A 21770-nucleotide genomic window follows, 5' to 3' on the forward strand; every position below is an offset into this window, starting at 1 on the left:
ACGCAATGGGCGGCGTGCCAGCGTGAAGCGTGATAGTGAACCAAGGGATTTATTATGAGTGACAAATACGACGTCATCGTCATCGGCGGTGGACCGGGCGGCTACGTGGCCGCGATCCGCGCCGCGCAGTTGGGTTACAAAACCGCCTGCATCGAGAAACGCATCAACAAACAGGGCAAACCGGCCCTCGGTGGCACCTGCCTCAACGTGGGCTGCATTCCCTCCAAGGCACTGCTGGATTCCTCCTGGAAATACCACGAGGCCGAGGAAGCCTTCGCCGACCACGGCATCAAGGTGGGCAAGCTGGATCTGGACGTGAAGGCCATGCAGGAGCGCAAGGACAAAGTGGTCCTGCAGCTCACCGGCGGCGTGGCGTCCCTGTTCCAGGCCAACAAGGTGACCTGGTTGCAGGGCACCGGCCAGCTCAAAGCCAACAAACAGGTGGTTTTCACCCCCAACGAGGGCGGTGACGAGCAGACCCTGGAAGCGGACAACGTGATCCTGGCCGCCGGCTCGGTGCCGGTGGAGATCCCGCCCGCCGAGGTGGATCAGAAGATCATCGTCGATTCCACCGGTGCCCTGGAGTTCGATTCCGTGCCCAAGAAACTGGGTGTGATCGGCGCCGGCGTGATCGGTCTGGAGCTGGGTAGTGTGTGGTCGCGCCTGGGCAGCCAGGTCACCGTGCTGGAAGCGGTGGATACCTTCCTGCCCGCGGTGGACAAGCAGATCGCCAAGGAATCCCAGAAGCTTTTCACCAAGCAGGGACTCGACATCAAACTCGGTGCCCGGGTCACTGCTACCAAGAAAAACAAAAATTCCGTGCGTGTCACCTATACGGACAAAGACGGAGAGCACGAGGAAACCTTCGATCGTTTGATCGTGGCGGTGGGCCGCCGTCCCTACACCGAGGGCCTGCTTAGTCAGGACGCCGGTGTCACCCTGGATGAGCGTAATTTCATTTACGTGGACAACCAGTGCCGTACCGATGTGCCCGGCGTTTATGCCATTGGCGATCTGGTGCGCGGTCCCGCCCTGGCTCATAAAGCCATCGAAGAGGGCGTGATGGTGGCGGAGGTGATCGCCGGGGAACATACCCAGGTGAATTACGATGCCGTGCCCGGCGTCATTTATACCCATCCGGAAGTGGCCTGGGTGGGTAAAACCGAGGAAGAGGTGAAGGAATCCGGCGAACCGTACAAGGTTGGCGCCGTTCCCTTCGCCGCTAATGGCCGTGCACTGGCCGCCGGCGAAGCCGCCGGGCTGGTGAAATTCGTGGTCGACGAGAAGACCGACCGGGTGCTGGGCATGCATGTGCTTGGCCCGCAGGCCTCCGAGCTGATTCAGCAAGGTGTTGTAGCCATGGAATTTGGCGCCAGCATCGAAGACCTGCAGCTGATGGTGTTCGGCCACCCGAGCCTGTCCGAGACCGTCCACGAAGCCGCTCTGGCCACGGACTACAAAGCCATTCACGTGGCGCAACGCCGTCGTAAGAAGTAGGGCCCGCGAAAGAAACGGGCCCCACGCGGAGCGGGGGCCCGAACGGCCCCGACTCTGCGCGGGAGCGCTATTCACAGACATTTTGATGGAAGTTAAGGCATGAATCTCCACGAGTATCAGTCTAAACAGCTGTTTGCTGATTACGGCCTGCCGGTTTCCACGGGATTCGCCTGCGACACCCCTGAAGAGGTGGCCGCCAAGGCGAAGGAAATCGGTGGCGATAAATGGGTCGTCAAGGCCCAGGTACACGCCGGTGGCCGCGGCAAGGCCGGCGGTGTGAAACTGGTCGACAGCCCCGAGGAAGCGGCGGAATTCGCCAAGAAGTGGCTGGGCCAGCGCCTGGTTACCTTCCAGACCGACGAGCATGGTCAGCCGGTGTCCAAGATTCTGGTGGAAACCTGCACCGACATCGCCCGGGAACTGTACCTGAGCGCGGTACTCGATCGCGCCACCCGCCGGGTGGTGTTCATGGCGTCCACCGAGGGCGGCGTGGAAATCGAGAAGGTCGCCGAGGAAACGCCGGAAAAAATTCTCAAGGCGGAAGTGGACCCGCTGGTCGGCGCGCAGCCCTACCAGGCCCGTCAGATCGCGTTCCAGCTGGGTCTGGAAGGCAAGCAGGTCGGTCAGTTCGCCAAGATCTTCACCGGTCTGGCCAAACTGTTCGACGACAAGGACCTGGCGCTGATCGAGGTTAACCCGCTGGTGATCACCGAGCAGGGCGATCTGCACTGCCTGGACGCCAAGATCAACGTGGATGGCAGCGCGCTGTTCCGCCACCCGGACATCAAGGCCCTGGAAGATCCCTCCCAGGAAGACGAGCGTGAGCGTCGCGCCGCCGAGTGGGAACTGAACTACGTGGCCCTGGAAGGCAACATCGGCTGCATGGTCAACGGCGCCGGCCTGGCCATGGGCACCATGGACCTGGTCAAGCTGAAGGGCGGCCAGCCCGCCAACTTCCTGGACGTGGGCGGTGGCGCCACCAAGGAGCGCGTCACCGAAGCGTTCAAGATCATCCTCTCCGACGACCAGGTGCAAGCGGTTCTGGTCAACATCTTCGGCGGTATCGTCCGTTGTGACCTGATCGCCGAAGGCATCATCGGCGCCGTGGAAGAAGTGGGCGTCGAAGTGCCGGTGGTGGTGCGTCTGGAAGGCAACAATGCCGAACTGGGCGCCCAGAAGCTGGCCGACAGCGGCATGAACATCATCGCCGCCAAGAGTTTTGACGACGCCGCCGAGCAGGTGGTGAAAGCCGCGGGAGGTGCCAAATGAGCGTATTGATCGACAAGAACACCAAGGTGATCTGCCAGGGTTTCACCGGCAGCCAGGGCACCTTCCACTCCGAGCAGGCCATTGAGTACGGTACGCAAATGGTCGGCGGCGTGACCCCGGGCAAGGGCGGCCAGACCCATCTGGGCCTGCCCGTGTTCAACACCGTGGCCGACGCGGTCAAGGAAACCGGCGCCACCGCCTCCGTGATCTACGTACCGGCGGCGTTCTGCAAGGACTCCATCATCGAGGCCGCCGATGCGGGCATCGAGCTGATCGTCTGCATCACCGAGGGCATCCCCGCCCTGGACATGCTGTACGTGAAGGAATACATCGTCCGCAAGGGCAATGTGCGCCTGATCGGCCCGAACTGCCCCGGTGTGATCACCCCCGGTGAGTGCAAGATCGGCATCATGCCCGGTCACATTCACAAGCCGGGCAAGGTGGGCATCGTGTCCCGTTCCGGCACCCTGACCTACGAGGCGGTCAACCAGACCACCAAACTGGGTTACGGTCAGTCCACCTGCATCGGCATCGGCGGCGACCCGATCCCGGGCACCACCTTCATCGACGCCCTGGAAATGTTCCAGAACGATCCGCAGACCGAAGCGATCGTGATGGTCGGTGAAATCGGCGGTACCGCCGAGGACGAAGCCGCTGCCTACATCAAGGAGCACGTGACCAAGCCGGTGGTCAGCTACATCGCCGGTGTCACCGCGCCTCCGGGCAAACGCATGGGCCACGCCGGCGCGATCATCGCCGGTGGCAAGGGCACCGCGGACGAGAAGTTCGCCGCCCTGGAAGCGGCCGGTGTGGTCACCGTTCGCAACCCCGCCGAAATCGGCGAGGGCGTGAAGAAGGCCACCGGCTGGTAAGCCGGACCTTCGTCACCATGAAAAGCCCGCCATCCGGCGGGCTTTTTTTGTTCGCGGCTTCAGCCGCGATTTTCCAAATCAGGAATCCCTTCCATATGGCTAATGAAGGACGTCGTCGTCCTCCAATCCAAAGAACTCGTAGTCGTTCAGCTCGCGCTTGAGACGACGTTCCTCCAGCCGATCCTCGATACGATGGCGCATGTCCATATTGAAGCCGCGGGCGCGGGCCGCCTTTTCCTCCTGGACATCCTCTTCCAGATCGTCATCCACTTCATAGTCATCATTCATCAGTAGTTCATCCGACTCATAGTCTGTCTCAGCGCGTCGGTTACTCATGGTCGCCTCCTTCAGGAAATGGGGAACGGCCTTAAACAACCGGGTGCCAAGGAGCCGAACCGGGCGGCGCGGTGCTGAGTGCCTTCGTCGCCGGTCGTTTTCCTGATCACCTCAGCGCCTATATAACGTCTGATTTTCGTCCAGACAAGCATTTTTTGATGAAATCCGATGACCGGAAAAGCGCTTGTGGTCACGGCCATCCGGGCTGCCTGTCCGGTGCGGGTGTGACCACCGTCAAACCCCGGCCAGCCGGTGCCCATCGCGCCGCTCAAACGGTGGATTGCGCCGGGCCCCCTTTGTAAGCTGAGTGCTTGATGGCGGCGTGGTTGGCCGTCGCGCGGTGGGGAGACGACAACAACATGGCGGAATGGCTTGTGGTGGCCGGGGGCAGCATGTTGATCATGGCCACGGTGGGGTTGGTCAGGCAGGCGGTGTTCCGTGGCCACAGTGCGTTGCTGTTCATGATGCCGCTGGCCGGCTGGCGGCAGGTTCAGGAGCATTGGGATGCCTACGGGGCGCTGGCGTTGCTGCGGGTGCTGGGCGTGGTTTGCCTGGCCACCGGGTTGGGGCTGTTCTATGTGCAGCATCAGGTGCTGGTGCCTTCGGTGCCGGGGCCGGTGCTGAGCGGTGCCAAGGGCTCCGCCGCCCCCTCTTTCGCGCGCTCACCGGAGGCGTCGCTGTTGATGGTGCGGGGGGAGGGCCGGCCGCTCGCCGGCCGTCTGCACGGCGAACGTCTGGACGGCCCCCGGGTCACCCTGATCAATGGCGTGCTCAGTGTTCAGCAGGGTGAGGGTTTCCTGCCTGATCTGTCGGTGAGCGTGTTGCTTGACTGGGACGCGGACCGCATCGAGGAACGCCGCACCCTGCTCATCGACCCGGCGGACAGCGGGGCGCCGCCGGTGCATCTGTCCTGGACGCCGGATGGTGGCAGTTACCCGGAAACCCGCATTTTCCACGATGGCTATCGCCTGGAGCTGGCTCTGGCGCCGCTCGGCGAGGGGCAGTTCAGTGGTGCCCTGCAACTGGTGCTGCCGGATCGGGACCGCAGTTATCTGGTGGGTGACTTCACCGCCCACGCTGATCATCTGCGTTACCGTGACGGCAAGGTGGATCTGACCTTCGATCATCCGGACACCCTGGCCTACGTGGCCCGTCAGCAGCTTCTTACCCAGTATCCGGACGGCGCCGTGCAGCGCATCGTGGTGGAGAACGTGAACCTGCGCCGTGCCGCCAGCGAAGGCCAGGTGCAGGCCCGGGTGGTGCTCCGTGATGGTACCGTGGAACGGCGTCGCATGACCCTGGAGGAGGGGGGCGTGGGCTGGGCGGTGGTGCCGGGCAGCATGGAATCCCGGCTTCTCAGCGAGGCTGGAGAGGACCGTCCGGCGTCCGGTTCGGTCACCGAGGCGCCCTCACCGGCGCGGGAACCGGAGCGGCGGTTGCCGGCTTTCACGGCACTGGCCGGTTACACCGGGCAGAGTGTCACGGTGATCGCCTCGGACGGCGAGGCCACTCGCGGTCTGCTGTCCCGGGTCGGGGAGGACCGTCTCTGGCTGCGCTTGACCCTGGGGGCCGGTGAGGCGGAAATTACTCTTCGTAAGGAACGCCTGCGGGCGGTTCGCCTGGCCGACGGGACCCGGCTGTCCTGGCCCCGGGCCGGGGAGGACGACCCGTCGCCGGCGTCCCCACGGGCGGCGAGCGGGCCGGCCACGCCGGTCAACGACCCGGCGACACCGGATGGCGATTACGCCGGCCTGGTGGGCCGCCGGGTGACGGTGACCCTGGCCGATGGTGATCGCCGCACCGGCTTGCTGCGGGCCGCCGACGACCGTCGCGTGACCCTGGCGGTGCCCATGGGGAGCGGCAGCATGGAGTATTTTTTCCCGCTCACCGAGATCGATACGATCGAGGAGGTGCAATGAAGGTGCTGATCACCGGTGGCAGCGGTTTCATCGGTCGCGCTCTGTGTGCTCGTCTGGCCGCCGGCGGCCACCGTCTGATCGTGCTCAGCCGGCGGCCGGAGAAGGCCCGGCCGTTGCTGCCGGCGGATACCCGGCTGGTGGCCTCGCTGGACGAAATCGACGATGAGGAAGTCATCGACGGCATCGTCAACCTGGCCGGGGAAAACCTGTTCGCGGGCCGTTGGACGGCGCCCCGCAAGGATCGTCTGATGGCCTCCCGGGTGGAAACCACGGCGGCGGTGATCGCCCTGGCCCGGCGGCTGCGGCATACGCCGGAGGTGCTGGTGAACGGCTCGGCGGTGGGCTTCTACGGCGATGCCGGCGACGCCGAGCTCACCGAGCACAGTTCGGCGCGCCGCAAGGACTTCGGCTACCGCCTGTGCGACGCCTGGGAGCAGCGCGCCCGCGACGCCGTTGCCCTGGGCATGCGGCTGTGCGTGATCCGTACCGGTATCGTGCTGGGCCGCGACGGTGGCATGCTGGCCCGGCTTTGGCCGGTATACCGGCTCGGGCTGGGGGCGCGCCTGGGCAAGGGCAGCCAGTGGCTGAGCTGGATTCACATCGAGGACATGGTCACCATCCTGGAGCGGGCGCTGGAAACTCCGGGCGTGGAAGGGGTGTTCAACGCCACCGCCCCGCATCCGGTGACCCAGCGGGATTTCCACCGCGCCCTGGCCGCCGCCGCCCATCGCCCGGCGCCCTGGGTGGCGCCGGCGCCCTTGCTCAGGTTCACCCTTGGCGAGCTGGCCGGTCTGTTGCTCGGTGGTCAGCGGGTTTATCCGCGCCGTCTGGAAGACCAGGGCTTCGCGTTCCGCTACCCCTACCTGCCGGACGCGCTGGCCGATCTGGCCGGCTGAACCGGACCGCCCGACCGGCGGCCCCTCTTGAAATCCGCGTGCGCGGGCCTATCTTTGCCCCAGCCGAACCATGAATTCCGCTGGAGACAACAACGATGAGTCATGACCGCGAAACCCGTGGTTTTCAGGCGGAGGTATCCCGCCTGCTGCACCTGATGGTGCATTCCCTCTACAGCAACCGGGAAATCTTTCTGCGCGAATTGATTTCCAACGCCTCCGACGCCTGCGACAAGCTGCGTTTCCAGGCCCTGGACGATGACAGCCTGATGGAAGGGCAGGGCGATCCCTGGATTCGCCTGTCCGTGGACCCGGACGGCGGCACCTTGACCATCGCCGACAACGGCATCGGCATGAACCGCGAGGAAGTGGTGGAGAACCTGGGCACCATCGCCCGCTCCGGCACCGAAAAATTCCTCGCCAGCCTCACCGGCGACCGCCAGAAGGACGCTCAGCTGATCGGTCAGTTCGGCGTCGGTTTCTATTCCGCTTTCATCGTCGCCGACCGGGTCGAGGTGTTCAGTCGGCGCGCCGGCGAGGCCGCTGACCAGGGCGTGCACTGGGAGAGTGACGGCAAGGGCGAGTTCACCGTGGAAACCCTGGAGCGCGAGCAGCGTGGTACCGCCGTGGTGCTGCACCTGCGTGACGACGCCAGGGAATTCGCCGACGAGCACAGGGTGCGCGCCATCGTGCGCCAGTACTCCGATCACGTGGCCTTCCCGATCCGCATGGCCAAGAACGCCGAGGCCGGTGACGGCGAGGAGGGGGAATGGGAAACCCTGAACTCCGCCACCGCCCTGTGGCAGCGTTCCCGTCAGGACATCAGCGACGAGGAATACCAGAATTTCTACCGCCACCTGAGCCATGATTTCCAGGACGCCCTGACCTGGAGCCACAACCAGGTGGAAGGCAACCTGGAATACACCAGCCTGTTGTACGTGCCCGCCCGGGCGCCGTTCGATCTCTACCACCGGGAAGCCAGCCGGGGCCTTAAGCTGTACGTGCAGCGTGTGTTTATCATGGACGATGCGGAGCAGTTCCTGCCGCTGTATCTGCGTTTCATCAAGGGCGTGATCGACGCGCCCAACCTGCCGCTCAACGTGAGCCGCGAGCTGCTGCAGGACCATGGTCCGGTGCGCAAGATTCGCGCCGCGCTCACCAAGCGGGTGTTGCAGATGCTCAAGAAACTGGCCGGTGACGACGACAAGTACGCTACCTTCTGGAGCCAGTTCGGCGAGGTGCTCAAGGAAGGTATTGGCGAGGACCCGGACAACCGCGAGGCGATCGCCGCGTTGCTGCGTTTCCCGTCCACCGAGAACACCGCCCCCGGCGCCGTGTCCCTGGATCAGTACCTGGAGCGGGCCGCCGAGGGGCAGGACAAGATCTACTACCTGCTCGCCGACAACCTGGAGGCCGCCCGCCACAGCCCGCACCTGGAAGTTTTCCGCAAGAAAGGCATCGAGGTGCTGTTGCTCACCGGTCGGGTCGACGAGTGGATGGTCAACTATCTGGACGAGTACCAGGGCAAGAAGCTGGTCAACGCCGCCCGGGGGCAGTTGGACATGGACGACCGCGCGGAAGAGGCCAAGGCCGAGCAGCAGGATAACCCGCTGATCGGTCGTCTTACCGAGACCCTGGGCGAACGCGTGGCCGAGGTGCGTCCCACCGGGCGGCTGGTGGAATCGCCGGCCTGTCTGGTGCTCGGCGAGGACGAACTGGGCCCGCAAATGCGCATGATGCTGGAAGCCGCCGGCCAGCCGGTGCCGGAGAGCAAGCCGGCCCTGGAGGTTAATCTGTCGCACCCGTTGCTGGAGCGCCTGCAGAACATCCAGGACCCGGAGGACTTCGCGGAAATGGCGGAATCCCTGCTCGATCAGGCGCTGCTTGCCGAGGGGCAACTGCCCAAGGACCCGGCGGCCACCGCCCGTCGACTCAACCGCCTGCTTCAGGAGCACGCCGAACGCACCTGAGGCGCCGGCCGCGCTCCGGCGCGGCCATCGCATTTTGCGCCAACAGGTCCTATGATGCCCAAAATTTTCCGCGCGCCGCGTCCGCCATCGCCGGCGGCGCGGGCACCGATTGGGGGCCCGCCCATGGAGCAGAACAAACACACCGCCGCGATCCTCGGCGGCGGCAGTTTCGGCACCGCCATGGCCAGTATCCTGGCCGAGAACGGCCACCACACCCGGCTCTGGGTGCGTGATCCGGAAACCGCCGCCGCCATCAACGAGGACCGTGAGAACCCGCGCTATTTGCCCGGTCAGTCGTTGCCCGAGGGCGTGCAGGCCACCGAGCAGCTCGAAGCGGTGCTGGAAGGGGCGGATCTGGTGTTCGTGGCGGTGCCCTCCAGCGCCTTCGTTGAGGTGTTGCGTCAGGCGCGGCCGATGGTCGCGGAAGGGACCCTGGTGGTGAGTTGCACCAAGGGCATCCACGAGGATGGCTTTCTGCTCATGAGCCAGGTGCTCAAGCGTGAGTGGGACCACACCCGCATCGGCGTGCTCAGCGGCCCCAACCTGGCTCGCGAGATCGTGGAACGGAAGTTCACCGGCACCGTCATCGCCAGCCCCGATGAAGCGCTTTGCCAGACCGTGCAGAAAGCGCTCAGCTGCGATTACTTCCGGGTTTACGACAACCCGGATATCTATGGCGTGGAACTGGGGGGCGCCCTCAAGAACATCTATGCGGTGGCCTCGGGCATGGCCGCCGCCATCGGCATTGGCGAAAACAGCCGCAGCTTCATGCTCACCCGGGCACTGGCGGAAATGAGCCGCTTCGCCGTGGAACTGGGCGCCAATCCGCTGACCTTCCTGGGGCTGTCCGGGGTCGGCGATCTGATCGCTACCTGCTCTTCGTCACTGTCGCGCAACTACCGCATGGGGCATGCCCTGGGCAGCGGTCGTGATCTCAACGAAGCCCTGCAGGAACTGGGGCAGACCGCCGAGGGCCTTAACACCATCCGTCTGGTGGCCACCCGCGCCCGGGAACTGAACGTCTACATGCCCCTGGCCACCGCTCTTTACGAGATCATCCACGAAGACAAGCCGCTGAACACCATGATTGCCCGCCTGATGAGTGGCGAGCACAAGCATGACGTGGAATTCAGCTTTCACGGAGGCACGGCTTGAGAGTCTATCTGTGCCGCCACGGCGAAGCCGTGGCCCAGGCACCCACCGACGCGGAACGCCCGCTCACCGAGCGGGGTCGTCTGGAAGTGATGTCCCTGTGGCAGGATCTGCGCGAGGAAGGCGTACGCATGGAACGGCTGATCGCCAGCCCTTACCGGCGAGCCCAGCAGACCGCCCTGTGCATCGCCCGGGCGTTCGGCGGCATGGACCAGCAAGCCTGTGGCTATCTGGTGCCGGAGGCCCGTCCCGAGCAATTCCTGGACTGGCTGATCCATCAACCGGAGCAGGACAACACCGTGCTGGTCAGCCACATGCCGCTGGTGTCGCTGCTTACCGCTGCCTGGATCGGCGACCCTGGCGCCCGACCGGCGTTCCGGGTCGGCAGCGTGGCCGCCCTGGACGTGGAGGTAGCGGCGCCCGGTGGCGCGCGGCTGCTGTGGACGCGCTCGCCCGGTTAAGCGGCTCAGTCCCGTTCTTCTTCCTTCCAGTGCTGCACCGCTACCTGATCCTTCACGTGATCGAGGATTTCCAGCAGCGTCTGCTTGACCATTTCGTTGAGCTGTTCGGTGCCGCCGTGGCTGGCGCTGAGCAGGTCATCAATGAGCGCGTCCAGGCGCGGCCGGTTGGCCGGTGAACCGATATCCTCCACCAACTGATCCACCAGGGCGGTACCGGCGTCGCGCACGGTATCGCCGAGCAGGTCGATGGCGCGCGGGCCGGCCACTGGAATCGCCGCCAGGCGGCGCCCGGCGGCGGTGCGGTGCACCGCCTCGTCGGTGAGATAGACCAGGTAGTCGGAGAGCCGGTCGCGGTACTGGTCATGGCTGCGCCGGGTGGCGTCGGCGATGCGCCCGGCCAGGTAATCCACCAGTTGCTCGCGGCGTGGCGCCAGCACATCGCGCTCGATGCGATGCATCATCGGGCCGCCGGTGCGGATTTCCCGCTGCGCCCCCTCCAGGACGTTGATCACCACCCGGTCGGAGATTTCCTCCACCAGAATGCCGTAGTACTTGATCACCGAGCGGCCGATGTAGGTGTCGCGGAAGTCCACCACGCCCAGTTTCTGCAGGCGGAACATCAGGCTTACCACGCGCAGTACCCGCAGCCAGCGGAAACTGCCCACCGGGATGCAGCCAAGCAGGTCGTACCAGTGCACGAACGGGTAAAAGAACCAGCGGTGATAGGTGTGCCGGCCGATGGCCACCGCCCAGCGGATCACGAACTCGGTGAGGTAGACGGTGACGAACGCCAGATCAATCTCGAAGAAGTTGGCGTGCACCTGCTCCTTGTAGACGCTGAAAAAGCCGGGCACCCAGGCGCGCAGCAGTTCCTGCACGCTGTCCACCCGAAACACCCAGTCGAACAGAATCAACGACAGATTGACGACCACCAGCAGGATCATCAGGACGTCGATCAGGAAACCCAGGGAATCCAGGCCGGGGCGCAGCTTTTTCAGGTGGACATGAACGCTCATGAGGGCAGGTTATCGAACCGGCTCCACACCGGACAGTGGTCCGACGGTTTTTCCATGGCGCGGATGTCGTAGTCGATGCCGGTATCGCTGAGCTGTTCCAGCAACGCCGGCGTGGCCAGCACGGTGTCGATGCGCAGGCCGCGGCGCGGGTCGCGCTCGAACCCCCGGGAGCGGTAATCGAACCAGGAGAACACGTCGTCGGTGTCCGGATAGCGGTGGCGAAAGGTGTCCACCAGGCCCCAGTCGGTGAGCCGTTGCCACCAGTCGCGTTCCTCGGGAAGGAAGCTGGTCTTTCCCTCGCGCAGCCAGCGCTTGCGGTTCTGTTCGCCGATGCCGATGTCGCGGTCGGTGGAGGAAATATTGAAATCCCCCATGACGGCGAGTTGTTCGGCGGGGTCGTGCTCGGTCTCCAGGTAGCGCTGCAGGTCCTCGTAGAACTTGCGCTTGGCCGGGAACTTGACCGGATGCTCGCGGTTCTCGCCCTGGGGAAAGTAGCCGTTGAGCACCGTCAGCGGCGCGCCTCCGGCGTCCTTGAGGCGGCCGATGATCATGCGCCGCTGGGCGTCCTCGTCGTCACCGGGAAAGCCGTAGCGCACCGCCTCCAGCGGCTCGCGGGTGAGCAGGGCGACGCCGTAATGGCCTTTCTGGCCGAAATAGTAGGGGTGGTACCCCATGTCGCGCACCGCCTGTTCCGGGAACTCGCTGTCCTGGACCTTGGTTTCCTGCAGGCCCACCAGGGTGGGGCGGTACTTGTCGAGCAGTGTCTCCAATTGATGGAGACGGGCGCGAATGCCATTGATGTTGAATGAAACCAGCGTCATATCACCTCCGTTTGCGGCGCATTGTACACCACCGGACCGGCCGCTGAGCGAATCGGTAAATGAGTTTGACCGACGGGAAAGGTATCATCGGCGTTTTCGTGGCGACGCCGCCGTTTTCGCGTCGCCCGGTTTCGAGGAGAGAGGCAATGAACGACGCGGCCCCTTTGGCCGACGCCAAGCCGGTGCTGGCTTTCGCCCACGCCAATGGTATCCCCGGCCACAGCTACGACACCTTTCTGGACCCGCTGCGCGAACACTATGACGTGCGTGTGGTGGAATGCCTGGGTCAGGACCCCCGCTATCCGGTGGACGGCAACTGGGAGAGCCTGAGCCTGGAACTGGAAGCCTTCCTGGAGCCGTTGCCCAAACCCATCATCGGCCTCGGCCATTCCATGGGTTCGGTGCTGATGTTCTGGGTGGCGCACCGTCATCCGGACTGGTTCCGGGCCCTGGTGATGCTCGATCCGCCGGTGGCCAACGGCCCCCAGGGGCTGGTCTACCGGCTGGCCAAGGCCACCGGCTTGGGTGACCGTTTCTCGCCGGCGAAAAAGAGCAAGGGCCGGCTGGACTACTGGGCCACCTGGGACGACGTGGAGAGCTACTTCAACTCCCGGGGCCTGTTCAAGGCGTTCGATCCGCGCTCGCTGAAGCATTACCTGGAGCACGGCCTGGAACGTCACGGTGACGGCTGGCGCCTGCGCTTCCGCCCGGAGGTGGAGGTGGCGGTGTTCCGCGAGACGCCCACCGGCGTCACCTCGCTGCCGCGTCTCAAGGTGCCCGGCGCCCTGGTCACCGGCGAGCAATCCCCCAAACTGTTCCATCAGGGTGGCGCCCGCCATGCCCGCCGTCACCGCATGAAGCGGCTGTTCGCCCCGGGCAGCCACATGTACCCGCTGGAACGCCCGGAGCAGACCGCCGCCCAGGTACTGGGCATTCTCGACGATCTGCTCGGTGCCCGGCATCGGGAGACCGCCGATGAGCGCTGAAACTCCCCGCGAACGACGCTTCACCGCCTTCGGGCAAACCCTGGCCGGCCTGCAGTGGGACGGCGACGATGGCGACGCGCTGCCGGTGCTGGCCCTGCACGGCTGGCTCGACAACGCGGCCTCGTTTCAGCCCCTGGCGGGCTACCTGGGCCGGCCCCTGGTGGCGCTGGACTTCGCCGGCCACGGCCACTCCGATCATCGCCCGCCCAACCAGGCCACCCACTACGTGGACCACGTGCGCGACGTACTGGCGGTGGCCGACGAGCTGGGCTGGGAGCGCTTCATCCTGATGGGACATTCCATGGGGGCCGGGGTCGCCTGCCTGTTCGCGGGCACCTTCCCGGAGCGGGTCGAGAGGCTGGTGCTGATCGAGGGGCTGGGGCCGCCGGCCACTGCCGCCAAGGACGCGCCGGAGACCCTGCGCAAGGCGATCAACCAGATGCTCACCCTGGGGGAGAAACGCAAGCCGGTCTACCAGGACCCGGAACAGGCGGTCGCCGCGCGCCTGCCCGCCCTGGGCGGGCTCGCCGAAAGCTCCGCCCGGCTGCTCTGCGAGCGCGGCCTGGAACGGGTGGCGAAGGGCTGGACCTGGCGCACCGATGCACGCCTGCGTCTGACCTCGTCGCTGCGCCTCACCGAGGAGCAGGTGGAAGGCTTCGTGCGCGCCATCGTGGCGCCCACGCTGCTGCTGATGGGCGAGCAGGGGCTTGGCGGCGATGGCCGTTTCGATCATCGCATCGACTGGCTGGAGGATGTCACCGTGGGCCGCCTGCCCGGGCGCCATCATTTGCACATGGACGACCCGGCGCCGGTGGCCGCCGAGGTGCGGAAGTTTCTGGGCTGACGTCCAGCGTCATTCCCGCTCAAACACCATGCCCGCCGCTTGCAGGCGCTTGATCAGGCGATCGCCCAAAGCCATCACCGGCGTTACCACGCCGGTGTGATCCGGTGGCGTGGTGTCCAGCGCCAGCCCCATCACCGTTTCCGAGAGCATCTTGGCGGTCTCGTCATAACCGGGGTCGCCGCCGGCCACCCGGCAACGCACCTCGGTGTCGCCGCAACGGCCCCGCAACCGTACCTGGAACCAGGACCGGGCCCGGGTGGCCGGGTCCGGTCCGACTCCGGCGGGGCGGCTTTTCAGCAGGCGGCGGCGTAGCGGGCCGATCTGCGCGGCGAGCACCAGGCCGCCCACGCCGGCGGCCCCGCCGACCAGCTTGGGCAGGCTGGATGTAACCAGATAGTGGCCGTAACGGAACGACGGCCCGTAGTCCTCGATGGCCCGCGCCGAACGCATCACCACCAGCGGGTCGATGGTCGGCATGGGCGCCAGCCAGCCACCCAGCTCGTCGTCCTTGCGCGGCCGCATTGACAGGGCCCCCACCGGGCGCGGGTACCACCGTTGCAGCCGGCTTTGGGCATCGCGCAGCCGGTCGCGGTTGGCCCGGGGCCGGGCGAAGGCCTCCAGGGCGGAGTGCCAGGTGCCGCCGGAGAAGGAGCCCGAGAACGACACCGCTCCTTCCAGCGTCACCGGAGCGTTCAGGCGCCCGCCGTGGGCCTTTTCCAGCTCCCGCACGGTGAACAGGGCCCCGGCGTCGTAGGGAATGGAATCAAATCCGCAGCAATTGACGATGGCGCAGCCGGCTTTTTGCGCCGCCTCGTGATAGCGCGGGATCAGGGTATTCACGAATTCCGGTTCGCCGGTAAGATCGCAGTAGTGGGTGCCATGCTCCACGCAGGCACGCACCAGCGGCTCGCCATAACGTACATAGGGGCCGACGGTGGTCGCCACGGCGCGGGTTTGGGCGGCCAGTTCCGCCAGGCTCAACGGGTCGCCGCTGTCCGCTTGCAGCAGGGCAGGGGCGTCGGCGGCGCCCTCCAGGCCGGCGGCCACCTGTTCCAGACGGGCGCGGTCGCGACCGGCCAGGGCCCAGGGGGTGCCGGAGGGCAGATGGCGGGATAAATAGTGGGCGGTGAGTCCACCGGTGAAGCCGGTGGCGCCGAACAGGACCACCGCGTAGGGGCGGGATGCGGCCATGGAGCCTCCTTGAAGGGGGGAAGTGGCATTGGCAGTGACGGCAGTGTAGCGTTGCCGGCCCGGGCTGGCCCATGACCGTACCGCCCGGGTTTTGCATTCGGGAGAGAATATGGAAGAGAAAGTCGAACGCCGCTATCCGGTGAACGTGGAAGAGCTGTACGCGATTCTCACCAGCAAGGCGTTTTTCGAACAGCGCTATGCCTGGGGAAGGGTGGAGCATTACCGTTTCGAGGCCTTCGAACCCCAAGGCGACGGCTTCCTGATCCGCATCGTGCAGCCCATGGCGATCCGCCTGGACAAGGTGCCGGGCTTCGCCCGCAAGTTTCTGCCCGAGCAGGCGGAACTGACCACCGAATTCCGTTGGCACCCGGCCAGCGGTGGCTACCAGGCGGAGTACCGCTTCGTGCTCGGCCATGTGCCGGTGAAGGTGGGCGGCACCATGACCCTGCGCCAGGATGGTGACCAGGCGTTGCAGAGCACCCGGGTGGCGGTGAAATCCTCGGTGCCGCTGGTGGGCCGCAAGCTGGAGAGTTTGATCGCGGAACGCTTCGAGCAGGCCCTGGAGGGGGACTACCGCCACACCATCCGTTACATCGAGGAGCACCACGACGCCGGTTAAGGAGCCTCTGAATAACGCCTTGCGCACTTCAGGCCACGCTGAGCACGTAAGGCGTTATTCAGAGGCGCCTTAGGAATGGCGGCGCAGCCGCCGGGCCTGCTCCATCATCTTTTTCACGAACCAGCGCGGGCGCCAGCGCTTGCGGCGCCAGGCCCGTTTCGCTTCCGGCTGTGGAAAAATATGCAGCGGCCGCCCGGGCAGCGCCTGGAGAATGCGTTCGGCGACCGCGCCGGCGGATTCCGGCGCCCGCTCCAGGGCCCGCTGCAGCCGCGCCCGGCTGAGGGCATCGGCGGCCGGCATGCGGCGGCCCAATTCGCTGGGGAACAGGTCCGGGCATACCACCGAGACGTGAATATTCAGCGGCGACAGCTCCGCCGCCAGGGCCTCGCTGAGACGGATCAGGGCGGCGTTGCAGGCCACGTAGCCGGCCATGCCCGGTGGCGCGGTGATGCCGGCCAGGGCCGCCACGTTGACCAGATGGCCGTGGCCCTGGCGCTTCATCAGGGTCAGCGCGGCCTGGCAGCCATGCACCGCGCCCATGACATTGACCCGCCAGAGTTGATCCCAGCCGCTCTCGTCCAGGGCCTCGAAGGGCCCGGCGGCGGCCAGCCCGGCGTTATTGATCACCACGTCCAGGCGCTCCCAGCGCCGCTGGATGCGTTCCACCGCCTGGCGCAGGTCCCGCTCCCGGCTTACATCCGCGGCCAGGAACAGCACCTCGCCGCCGGCCTGACGCAGTTGCTCGGTCAGCGCCTGGCCGGCGGCTTCCTCCCGGTCCAGCAGGGCGACCCGGTAATCGCCCACGGCGCGCTCGGCCAGAGCCCGGCCCAGGCCGTGGGCGGCGCCGGTGATCAGCATCACGGGATGGCCCTTCATTTTCAGAGTGGGTCCGCGTCCAGCTCGCGCATCGGCGAGCGCAGCACGTCTTCCTCGCCCTCGCTGCGCGCCAGCAGCACCGCGCCGACGCTGTCGCCCCACACGTTCACGGCGGTGCGGCACATGTCCAGCAGCCGGTCGGTGACCAGAATCAGACCGATCGCCTCCGCCGGCAGGCCAATCACGCCCAGGATCACGGTGATCGCCACCAGACTGGCGGCGGGGATGCTGGCCACCCCGATGGAGGTGAGCAGGGCGGTCAGCACGATCACGAACTGGGTGGTCAGGCTCAGATCCAGACCGTAGGCCTGGGCGATGAAAATCGCCGCCACGCATTCATACAGAGCGGTGCCGTCCATGTTGACGGTGGCGCCCAGCGGCAGTACGAAGCTGGCGGTGCGGTTGGACACTCCGGAGCGTTTCTCCACGCATTCCATGCTCAGCGGCAGGGTGGCCGCCGAACTGGCGGAAGAGAAGGCGGTGAGCAGCGCCGGAGTCATGGCCTGCAGGTGGCGCCACGGTGAACGCTTGGCGAGAAAACGGATCAACAGCGGCATCACCACGAACATGTGCAGCCCCAGGGCCAGCAGTACGGTGATGAAGAACAGGGCCAGCGGCTCCACCGCGTCCAGCCCGGTGCGGGTCACGGTGGCGGCGATCAGCCCGAACACGCCCAGCGGCGCGAAGCGGATGATCACCATGGTGATGCGCAGCACCACCTGGTAGATGCCTTCCACGGTCTGGCGCAGGTGCTCGCCGGGGGCGCCGCCCAGGGTGCGCAGGAAGTAACCGAAGAACAGGGAGAACACGATCAGCCCCAGCATCTGGGTCTCGGCGGCGGCCTGGAACAGATTCGGTGGCAGCAGCTGGCGCAGGATCTCCGTGAAGTCCGCCGCGCCACGGCCCTCGATGCTTTGCAGCGCCTGGTCGGTTTCCTTGGCCAGGCCGAGCAGATCCTTGGCCGGTTGCCCGTCGATGACGCCGGGCACGATCAGGTTGACCACCACCAGCCCGACCAGGATGGCGATCAGGCTGGTGGCGAGATAGAACACCACGGTCTTGGCGCCCAGACGACCCAGGTTGTCGTCGTCGCCGACATTGATCATGCCGCTTATGATCGCCGTGGTGATCAGAGGCACCACCACCATCTTCAAGGCGTTGATGAACAACTCGCCGACCAGGTCGTAGGCGGGCAGCAACGGCAGGCCCAGCAGCCGGGTGCCTTCGGAGGTGACCGCGCCGGCCAGACCGCCCAGCACCATGGCCAGAAAAATCTGGTGATGTAATTTCATTCAGCGGCCCTTCACGCCGGTAGGAACCGGCAAGCTTAAAGACCCGGTGGAACCCTTGGCAACCCGCCCGGCTAGAGCAGGGTACCGAGAGCGCCGCCCAGCTCCGGCCGGTCCCGGCGTACCTGGTCGGCGGCGGCCTTGAGCAGACGGTCCGCGCGCACCGGGCCGAAACGCTCGCACAGCAGCACGTAGCCACGGTTGACCAGCGCCGCCAGGGTGCCCCGGTCCAGGGGGATCAGATCGGCGCGGGGGTGATTGAACCAGTATTCCACCCCCTGGCGGTGATCGTCGGGCAACCCGGCACGGCGCAGGTCGGTGAGCTGGTCGAGCCGTAGCTGGCTGGCCTCGGCTTCGTTGAGTTGCGCCCAGAGCGCGCTCATCAATGCCTGGAACGCCGCCGTGCAGGGATGTCCGGCGGCGTTGGCCCGCTCCGGGTGGGCCAGCGGATCGGCGGCCAGGCGGCGTTCCGGCAACGACATGGCCTGCACCAGGTTGAGATGCAGGTCGTGGCGTCGCCCGGCCAGGTCGAAGCGCTTGCACAGGTCGCTCACATAGCCCTGTAGGGAAAAGCGTGGCCGGTCGGCGTATTCGCGCTGCCACAGGGCCACCGCCTCGACCACGTCCCGGGCGTCCAGGTAGGGCGCCAAACCGGTGGCCAGGGCCCGGCGGCGGCGCTCCTCCGGGCTCATGGCCGGGTCTCCAGGCCGTCGGCCACCTCCGCGTCATAGAGATGGGGCTGGGCGAATTCCGGGTAGCCCAGTTCCGCGTGCTCGCTGACGTCCAGGCCCCGTTGTTCATGTAAGGGCGGCGCCCGCAGGCCGGCGGTGAGCGATACCACCATGTACAGAATCAGCGCCACGAAGAAGGCCCAGGCGAAGGCCACCACGATGCCCAACAGTTGCACCGTGATGCGCTGGGGGTCGAACAGGTCGCCGCTGTAGAACAGGCCCGCCGCCAGGGTGCCCCAGGCGCCGGCGAAGGCGTGCACCGGCACCGCCGAGACCACGTCGTCGAGTTTCAGCGACAGCAGCATACGACTGCCCGGGCCCACCAGCAGCCCGGCGATCAGCCCGGTGAGCACGGCGAAGCCCGGTACCATGGTGGCGCACCCGGCGGTGATGCCCACCAGGCCCGCCAGGCTGCCGTTGACGGTCTCGGTGAGTAACACCGGCCGCCGGGTCAGTAAGCGGTACAGGGCCGCCCCCAGCGCGCCGGCGGCGGCGGCCAGCTGGGTGTTCAGGTTGATCAGCGCGATGTCCACGCTGGCGCCCACCGTGGAGCCGCCGTTGAAGCCGAACCAGCCGAACCACAGCAGAAAGCCCCCCAGGGCCACGAAGGACAGGTTGTGGCCGCGGATTTCCCGGGCCTGGCCCTGGTTGTCGAAGCGGCCCAGGCGCGGCCCCACCACCAGGATGCCGGCCAGGGCACACCAGCCGCCGACGCTGTGGACCACGGTGGAACCGGCGAAGTCCACGAAGCCCAGGCGGGCCAGCCAGCCGTTGCCGTTCCAGGCCCAGTTGCCGAACAACGGATAGATCACGCCGGTGATCACCACCGCTCCGGTCAGGTAACCCAGGTAGCGGGTGCGTTCGGCCATGGCGCCGGAGGCGATGGTGGCGGCGGTGGCCGCGAACATGAGCTGGAACAGCAGCAGGGTCCACAGGTCGCTGTCGCCCTGACTGGGCGCGAACAGGCTCTGGCCCACCCAGCCGCTGGGATTGGCGCCGAACATCAGGCCAAAGCCCAGGGCCCAGAACGCCAGGGTGCCCACGCACAGGTCCATATAGTTCTTCATGACCACGTTGATGGCGTTCTTGGCGCGGCTCAGGCCGCTTTCCAGCAGCGCGAAGCCGGCCTGCATGAGGAATACCAGCGCCGCGGCGATGGCCACCCAGACCACGTCGGCGCCGGAATATTCCAGGGTGTCGGCCAGGCCCGGCACGGGCACAACCAGAAGGGCGAAGAAGATGGCGCGTCGTTCCATGAGACCCCCTCGATCGTATTGTCGAGGGGAGCGCTGCAACGGCTATGCCAAGGTGTGCAAGGCCGGTTCAGGCCGTCCGGCGCCGGGGGGGGGCATGGCGGCTTGCGCGAAGATGGGGCGCCGCCGGCGGCTGGCGGCGTCAGTGCTTCAGGACAGGGCAGGGCCAGGACCGGGCGGGGACTCAGGAGAGAGCGGGGGGCCAGGCGCCGGCCATTGCCAGTTCCGGCTCGCACAGGGCGAGAATCTGCTGGTACTGGCGGTCGGTGATGTGCTGAATGGACAGACGCGGGCGAATCACCAGTTCCATATCGGCGAATTCCGCGCGCTGGCGCATCTCCGAGAGCGGCAGTGGCTGCTTATAGGTGGTCACGTAGCGCACATCCACCTGGTACCAGCGCGGCATGTCCTCGCTGCTGCGCGGATCGAAGCCGGCATGGTCCGGGTTGAACTGGGTCGGGTCCGGGTAGGGCGCGGAGGTCACCCGGGCCTCGCCGACGATGGACGGATTCTTGCCCCGTGAGTGGTAGATCAGCACCCGGTCGCCGTCCTGGATTTCATCGCGCAGGCGGTTGCGCGCCTGGTAGTTGCGGACCCCGTCCCAGCCGGTGGTCTGGTCCGGCGCGGCCCGCAGATCCTGCAGGCTGAAATCCTTCGGCTCGGTCTTGAATAACCAGGTGCGCATAGCGTTCCTCCAGGTATGGATCGGCAATGTAACACGTATGGCAGCAAAGTCATTGTTATTTAATCAATGGCATTTCAATGGATTCAAGGGGCCCGGAAGGCGGAACAGAAAGGCCGGAAATATGGTACTCTTGCGCGCTTATTTCGGAGGCGTAGTCGTGATCGAACCCCGCGAACAGCAACAGGCCCAGGCCACACTTCAAACCCCGCGCGATTGCCTGCGCTGGGGGGAATCCGTGCTGCGCCGGGCCGGTGTTTTTCTCGGCCATGGCACCGACGATCACGGCGATGAATGTCTGGCGCTGCTGCTGCACGTTCTGGCGTTGCCCTCGGACAGCGATTCTCGCCTGCTGGACGCGCGCCTGCTGCCCGATGAGATCGAGGCATTCGTGGGGCTTATGAAGCGGCGCGTCAACGAGCGGGTGCCGGCGCCGTACCTCACCGGCGAGGCCTGGTTCTGCGGCCTGCCGTTCCAGGTCGACGAGCGGGTGCTGATTCCCCGTTCGCCGCTGGCGGAGTTGATCGAGGCCCGCTTCCAGCCGTGGCTGGACCCGGACCGGGTCGAGCGGGTGCTGGATCTGTGCACCGGCAGCGGCTGCATCGCCATTGCCTGCGCCCACGCCCTGGAGACCGCCACCGTGGACGCCAGCGACCTGTCCGAGGACGCCCTGGCGGTGTGCCGGGCCAATATCGAGGCCCACGGGCTGACCGACCGGGTGCGGGCGATCCAGGCGGACGGGCTGGATGGCCTGGACGAGCGCTACGATCTGATCATCTCCAATCCGCCCTATGTGGATGCCGAGGATCTGGCGGCGATGCCCGAGGAGTATCGCCACGAGCCGGAACTGGCTCTGGCCTCCGGCGACGATGGTCTGGATTTCACCCGCCGGTTGTTGATCGACGCGCCGGACCATCTCGCCGAGGACGGCGTGCTGATCGTCGAGGTGGGCAACAGCGACCGCCACGTGATGGCGGCCTGGCCGGAGGTGCCGTTCCTTTGGTTTGAATTCGAGCGCGGCGGGCACGGGGTATTCATGCTCGAGCGCCGTCAACTGGTAGAATACCGCGATCACTTCACGGGCTGAGCCGCC

General features: G+C 66.2%; 21 protein-coding genes. 12 read left to right on the top strand and 9 right to left on the bottom strand.

Annotation, left to right across the window (positions count from 1 at the left end; all coding sequences use genetic code 11):
* Nucleotides 1–54 precede the first annotated feature (54 nt).
* The 3 genes from lpdA (at nucleotide 55) to sucD (ending at nucleotide 3638) form a co-directional block, all read left to right on the top strand.
* Nucleotides 55–1497, top strand: a complete 1443-nt coding sequence (lpdA, locus tag ACLD02_RS09655; protein WP_203101171.1) for a dihydrolipoyl dehydrogenase — start codon at nucleotides 55–57, stop codon at nucleotides 1495–1497.
* 99 nt (nucleotides 1498–1596) lie between these two features.
* On the top strand, nucleotides 1597–2766 hold the full coding sequence (gene sucC / locus ACLD02_RS09660) for an ADP-forming succinate--CoA ligase subunit beta (protein WP_203101173.1): 1170 nt from the start codon (nucleotides 1597–1599) through the stop codon (nucleotides 2764–2766).
* Nucleotides 2763–3638, top strand: coding sequence for a succinate--CoA ligase subunit alpha (sucD, locus tag ACLD02_RS09665; protein WP_203101175.1), 876 nt, complete (start codon nucleotides 2763–2765; stop codon nucleotides 3636–3638). Before sucC ends, sucD begins: the two co-directional genes overlap by 4 nt.
* A gap of 99 nt (nucleotides 3639–3737) precedes the next feature.
* On the opposite strand, the gene ACLD02_RS09670 is transcribed toward sucD, so the two are convergent.
* The gene (locus ACLD02_RS09670; protein ID WP_203101181.1) at nucleotides 3738–3974 is read right to left on the bottom strand and encodes a PA3496 family putative envelope integrity protein; all 237 of its coding nucleotides are present in this window, start codon (nucleotides 3972–3974) and stop codon (nucleotides 3738–3740) included.
* Nucleotides 3975–4333: 359 nt separating this feature from the next.
* Here ACLD02_RS09670 and ACLD02_RS09675 point away from each other — a divergent pair, with 359 nt between their 5' ends.
* The 5 genes from ACLD02_RS09675 (at nucleotide 4334) to sixA (ending at nucleotide 10369) form a co-directional block, all read left to right on the top strand.
* Nucleotides 4334–5893 carry a hypothetical protein gene (locus ACLD02_RS09675; RefSeq protein WP_410298567.1) on the top strand — a complete coding sequence of 520 codons (1560 nt, stop codon included), beginning with the start codon at nucleotides 4334–4336 and terminating at the stop codon, nucleotides 5891–5893.
* On the top strand, nucleotides 5890–6789 hold the full coding sequence (locus ACLD02_RS09680; protein ID WP_410298568.1) for a TIGR01777 family oxidoreductase: 900 nt from the start codon (nucleotides 5890–5892) through the stop codon (nucleotides 6787–6789). The genes ACLD02_RS09675 and ACLD02_RS09680 overlap by 4 nt, the downstream gene beginning before the upstream one ends.
* 95 nt (nucleotides 6790–6884) lie before the next feature.
* Nucleotides 6885–8756: a molecular chaperone HtpG gene (gene htpG, locus ACLD02_RS09685; RefSeq protein WP_410298569.1), complete on the top strand. Its 1872-nt coding sequence runs from the start codon at nucleotides 6885–6887 to the stop codon at nucleotides 8754–8756.
* Nucleotides 8757–8879: 123 nt separating this feature from the next.
* Entirely contained in the window at nucleotides 8880–9911 is a 1032-nt protein-coding gene (locus tag ACLD02_RS09690) for an NAD(P)H-dependent glycerol-3-phosphate dehydrogenase (protein ID WP_410298570.1), read from the top strand.
* Nucleotides 9908–10369, top strand: coding sequence for a phosphohistidine phosphatase SixA (gene sixA, locus ACLD02_RS09695; RefSeq protein ID WP_410298571.1), 462 nt, complete (start codon nucleotides 9908–9910; stop codon nucleotides 10367–10369). Before ACLD02_RS09690 ends, sixA begins: the two co-directional genes overlap by 4 nt.
* A gap of 5 nt (nucleotides 10370–10374) precedes the next feature.
* On the opposite strand, the gene ACLD02_RS09700 is transcribed toward sixA, so the two are convergent.
* Both ACLD02_RS09700 and xthA read right to left on the bottom strand, forming a co-directional pair.
* A complete protein-coding gene (locus ACLD02_RS09700; RefSeq protein ID WP_203101196.1) occupies nucleotides 10375–11385 on the bottom strand; it encodes an ion transporter in 1011 nt (336 codons plus the stop codon).
* Nucleotides 11382–12206 carry an exodeoxyribonuclease III gene (gene xthA, locus ACLD02_RS09705; protein ID WP_410298572.1) on the bottom strand — a complete coding sequence of 275 codons (825 nt, stop codon included), beginning with the start codon at nucleotides 12204–12206 and terminating at the stop codon, nucleotides 11382–11384. Before xthA ends, ACLD02_RS09700 begins: the two co-directional genes overlap by 4 nt.
* A gap of 146 nt (nucleotides 12207–12352) precedes the next feature.
* Between xthA and ACLD02_RS09710 the strand changes: the two genes are divergently transcribed.
* On the top strand, nucleotides 12353–13192 hold the full coding sequence (locus ACLD02_RS09710) for an alpha/beta fold hydrolase (RefSeq protein WP_410298573.1): 840 nt from the start codon (nucleotides 12353–12355) through the stop codon (nucleotides 13190–13192).
* Nucleotides 13182–14036, top strand: coding sequence for an alpha/beta fold hydrolase (locus ACLD02_RS09715; protein ID WP_203101204.1), 855 nt, complete (start codon nucleotides 13182–13184; stop codon nucleotides 14034–14036). Before ACLD02_RS09710 ends, ACLD02_RS09715 begins: the two co-directional genes overlap by 11 nt.
* A gap of 9 nt (nucleotides 14037–14045) precedes the next feature.
* Here ACLD02_RS09715 and ACLD02_RS09720 read toward each other — a convergent pair whose 3' ends face one another.
* Nucleotides 14046–15227, bottom strand: a complete 1182-nt coding sequence (locus tag ACLD02_RS09720; protein ID WP_410298574.1) for a saccharopine dehydrogenase family protein — start codon at nucleotides 15225–15227, stop codon at nucleotides 14046–14048.
* Between the two features lie 109 nt (nucleotides 15228–15336).
* Here ACLD02_RS09720 and ACLD02_RS09725 point away from each other — a divergent pair, with 109 nt between their 5' ends.
* Nucleotides 15337–15846, top strand: coding sequence for a DUF2505 domain-containing protein (locus ACLD02_RS09725; protein ID WP_410298575.1), 510 nt, complete (start codon nucleotides 15337–15339; stop codon nucleotides 15844–15846).
* Nucleotides 15847–15915: 69 nt separating this feature from the next.
* Here the strand turns inward: ACLD02_RS09725 and ACLD02_RS09730 are convergent, their stop codons facing one another.
* The 5 genes from ACLD02_RS09730 to ACLD02_RS09750 form a co-directional block, all read right to left on the bottom strand.
* Entirely contained in the window at nucleotides 15916–16722 is an 807-nt protein-coding gene (locus ACLD02_RS09730) for an SDR family NAD(P)-dependent oxidoreductase (protein ID WP_203101218.1), read from the bottom strand.
* 2 nt (nucleotides 16723–16724) lie between these two features.
* Entirely contained in the window at nucleotides 16725–18014 is a 1290-nt protein-coding gene (locus ACLD02_RS09735) for a dicarboxylate/amino acid:cation symporter (RefSeq protein ID WP_410298576.1), read from the bottom strand.
* Between the two features lie 71 nt (nucleotides 18015–18085).
* Entirely contained in the window at nucleotides 18086–18703 is a 618-nt protein-coding gene (locus ACLD02_RS09740) for a hypothetical protein (protein WP_203101220.1), read from the bottom strand.
* Nucleotides 18700–19998 (bottom strand): ammonium transporter, encoded by a 1299-nt coding sequence (locus tag ACLD02_RS09745; protein WP_203101221.1) that lies wholly within the window; start codon nucleotides 19996–19998, stop codon nucleotides 18700–18702. Before ACLD02_RS09745 ends, ACLD02_RS09740 begins: the two co-directional genes overlap by 4 nt.
* 181 nt (nucleotides 19999–20179) lie before the next feature.
* Nucleotides 20180–20680 carry an EVE domain-containing protein gene (locus ACLD02_RS09750; RefSeq protein ID WP_410298577.1) on the bottom strand — a complete coding sequence of 167 codons (501 nt, stop codon included), beginning with the start codon at nucleotides 20678–20680 and terminating at the stop codon, nucleotides 20180–20182.
* A 157-nt stretch (nucleotides 20681–20837) separates the two neighbouring features.
* Here ACLD02_RS09750 and prmB point away from each other — a divergent pair, with 157 nt between their 5' ends.
* Nucleotides 20838–21764 carry a 50S ribosomal protein L3 N(5)-glutamine methyltransferase gene (gene prmB / locus ACLD02_RS09755; protein ID WP_203101223.1) on the top strand — a complete coding sequence of 309 codons (927 nt, stop codon included), beginning with the start codon at nucleotides 20838–20840 and terminating at the stop codon, nucleotides 21762–21764.
* The last annotated feature ends 6 nt before the right edge of the window (nucleotides 21765–21770 follow it).

Source organism: Alloalcanivorax sp. C16-2 (assembly GCF_046507615.1).
GTDB lineage: Bacteria > Pseudomonadota > Gammaproteobacteria > Pseudomonadales > Alcanivoracaceae > Alloalcanivorax > Alloalcanivorax marinus_A.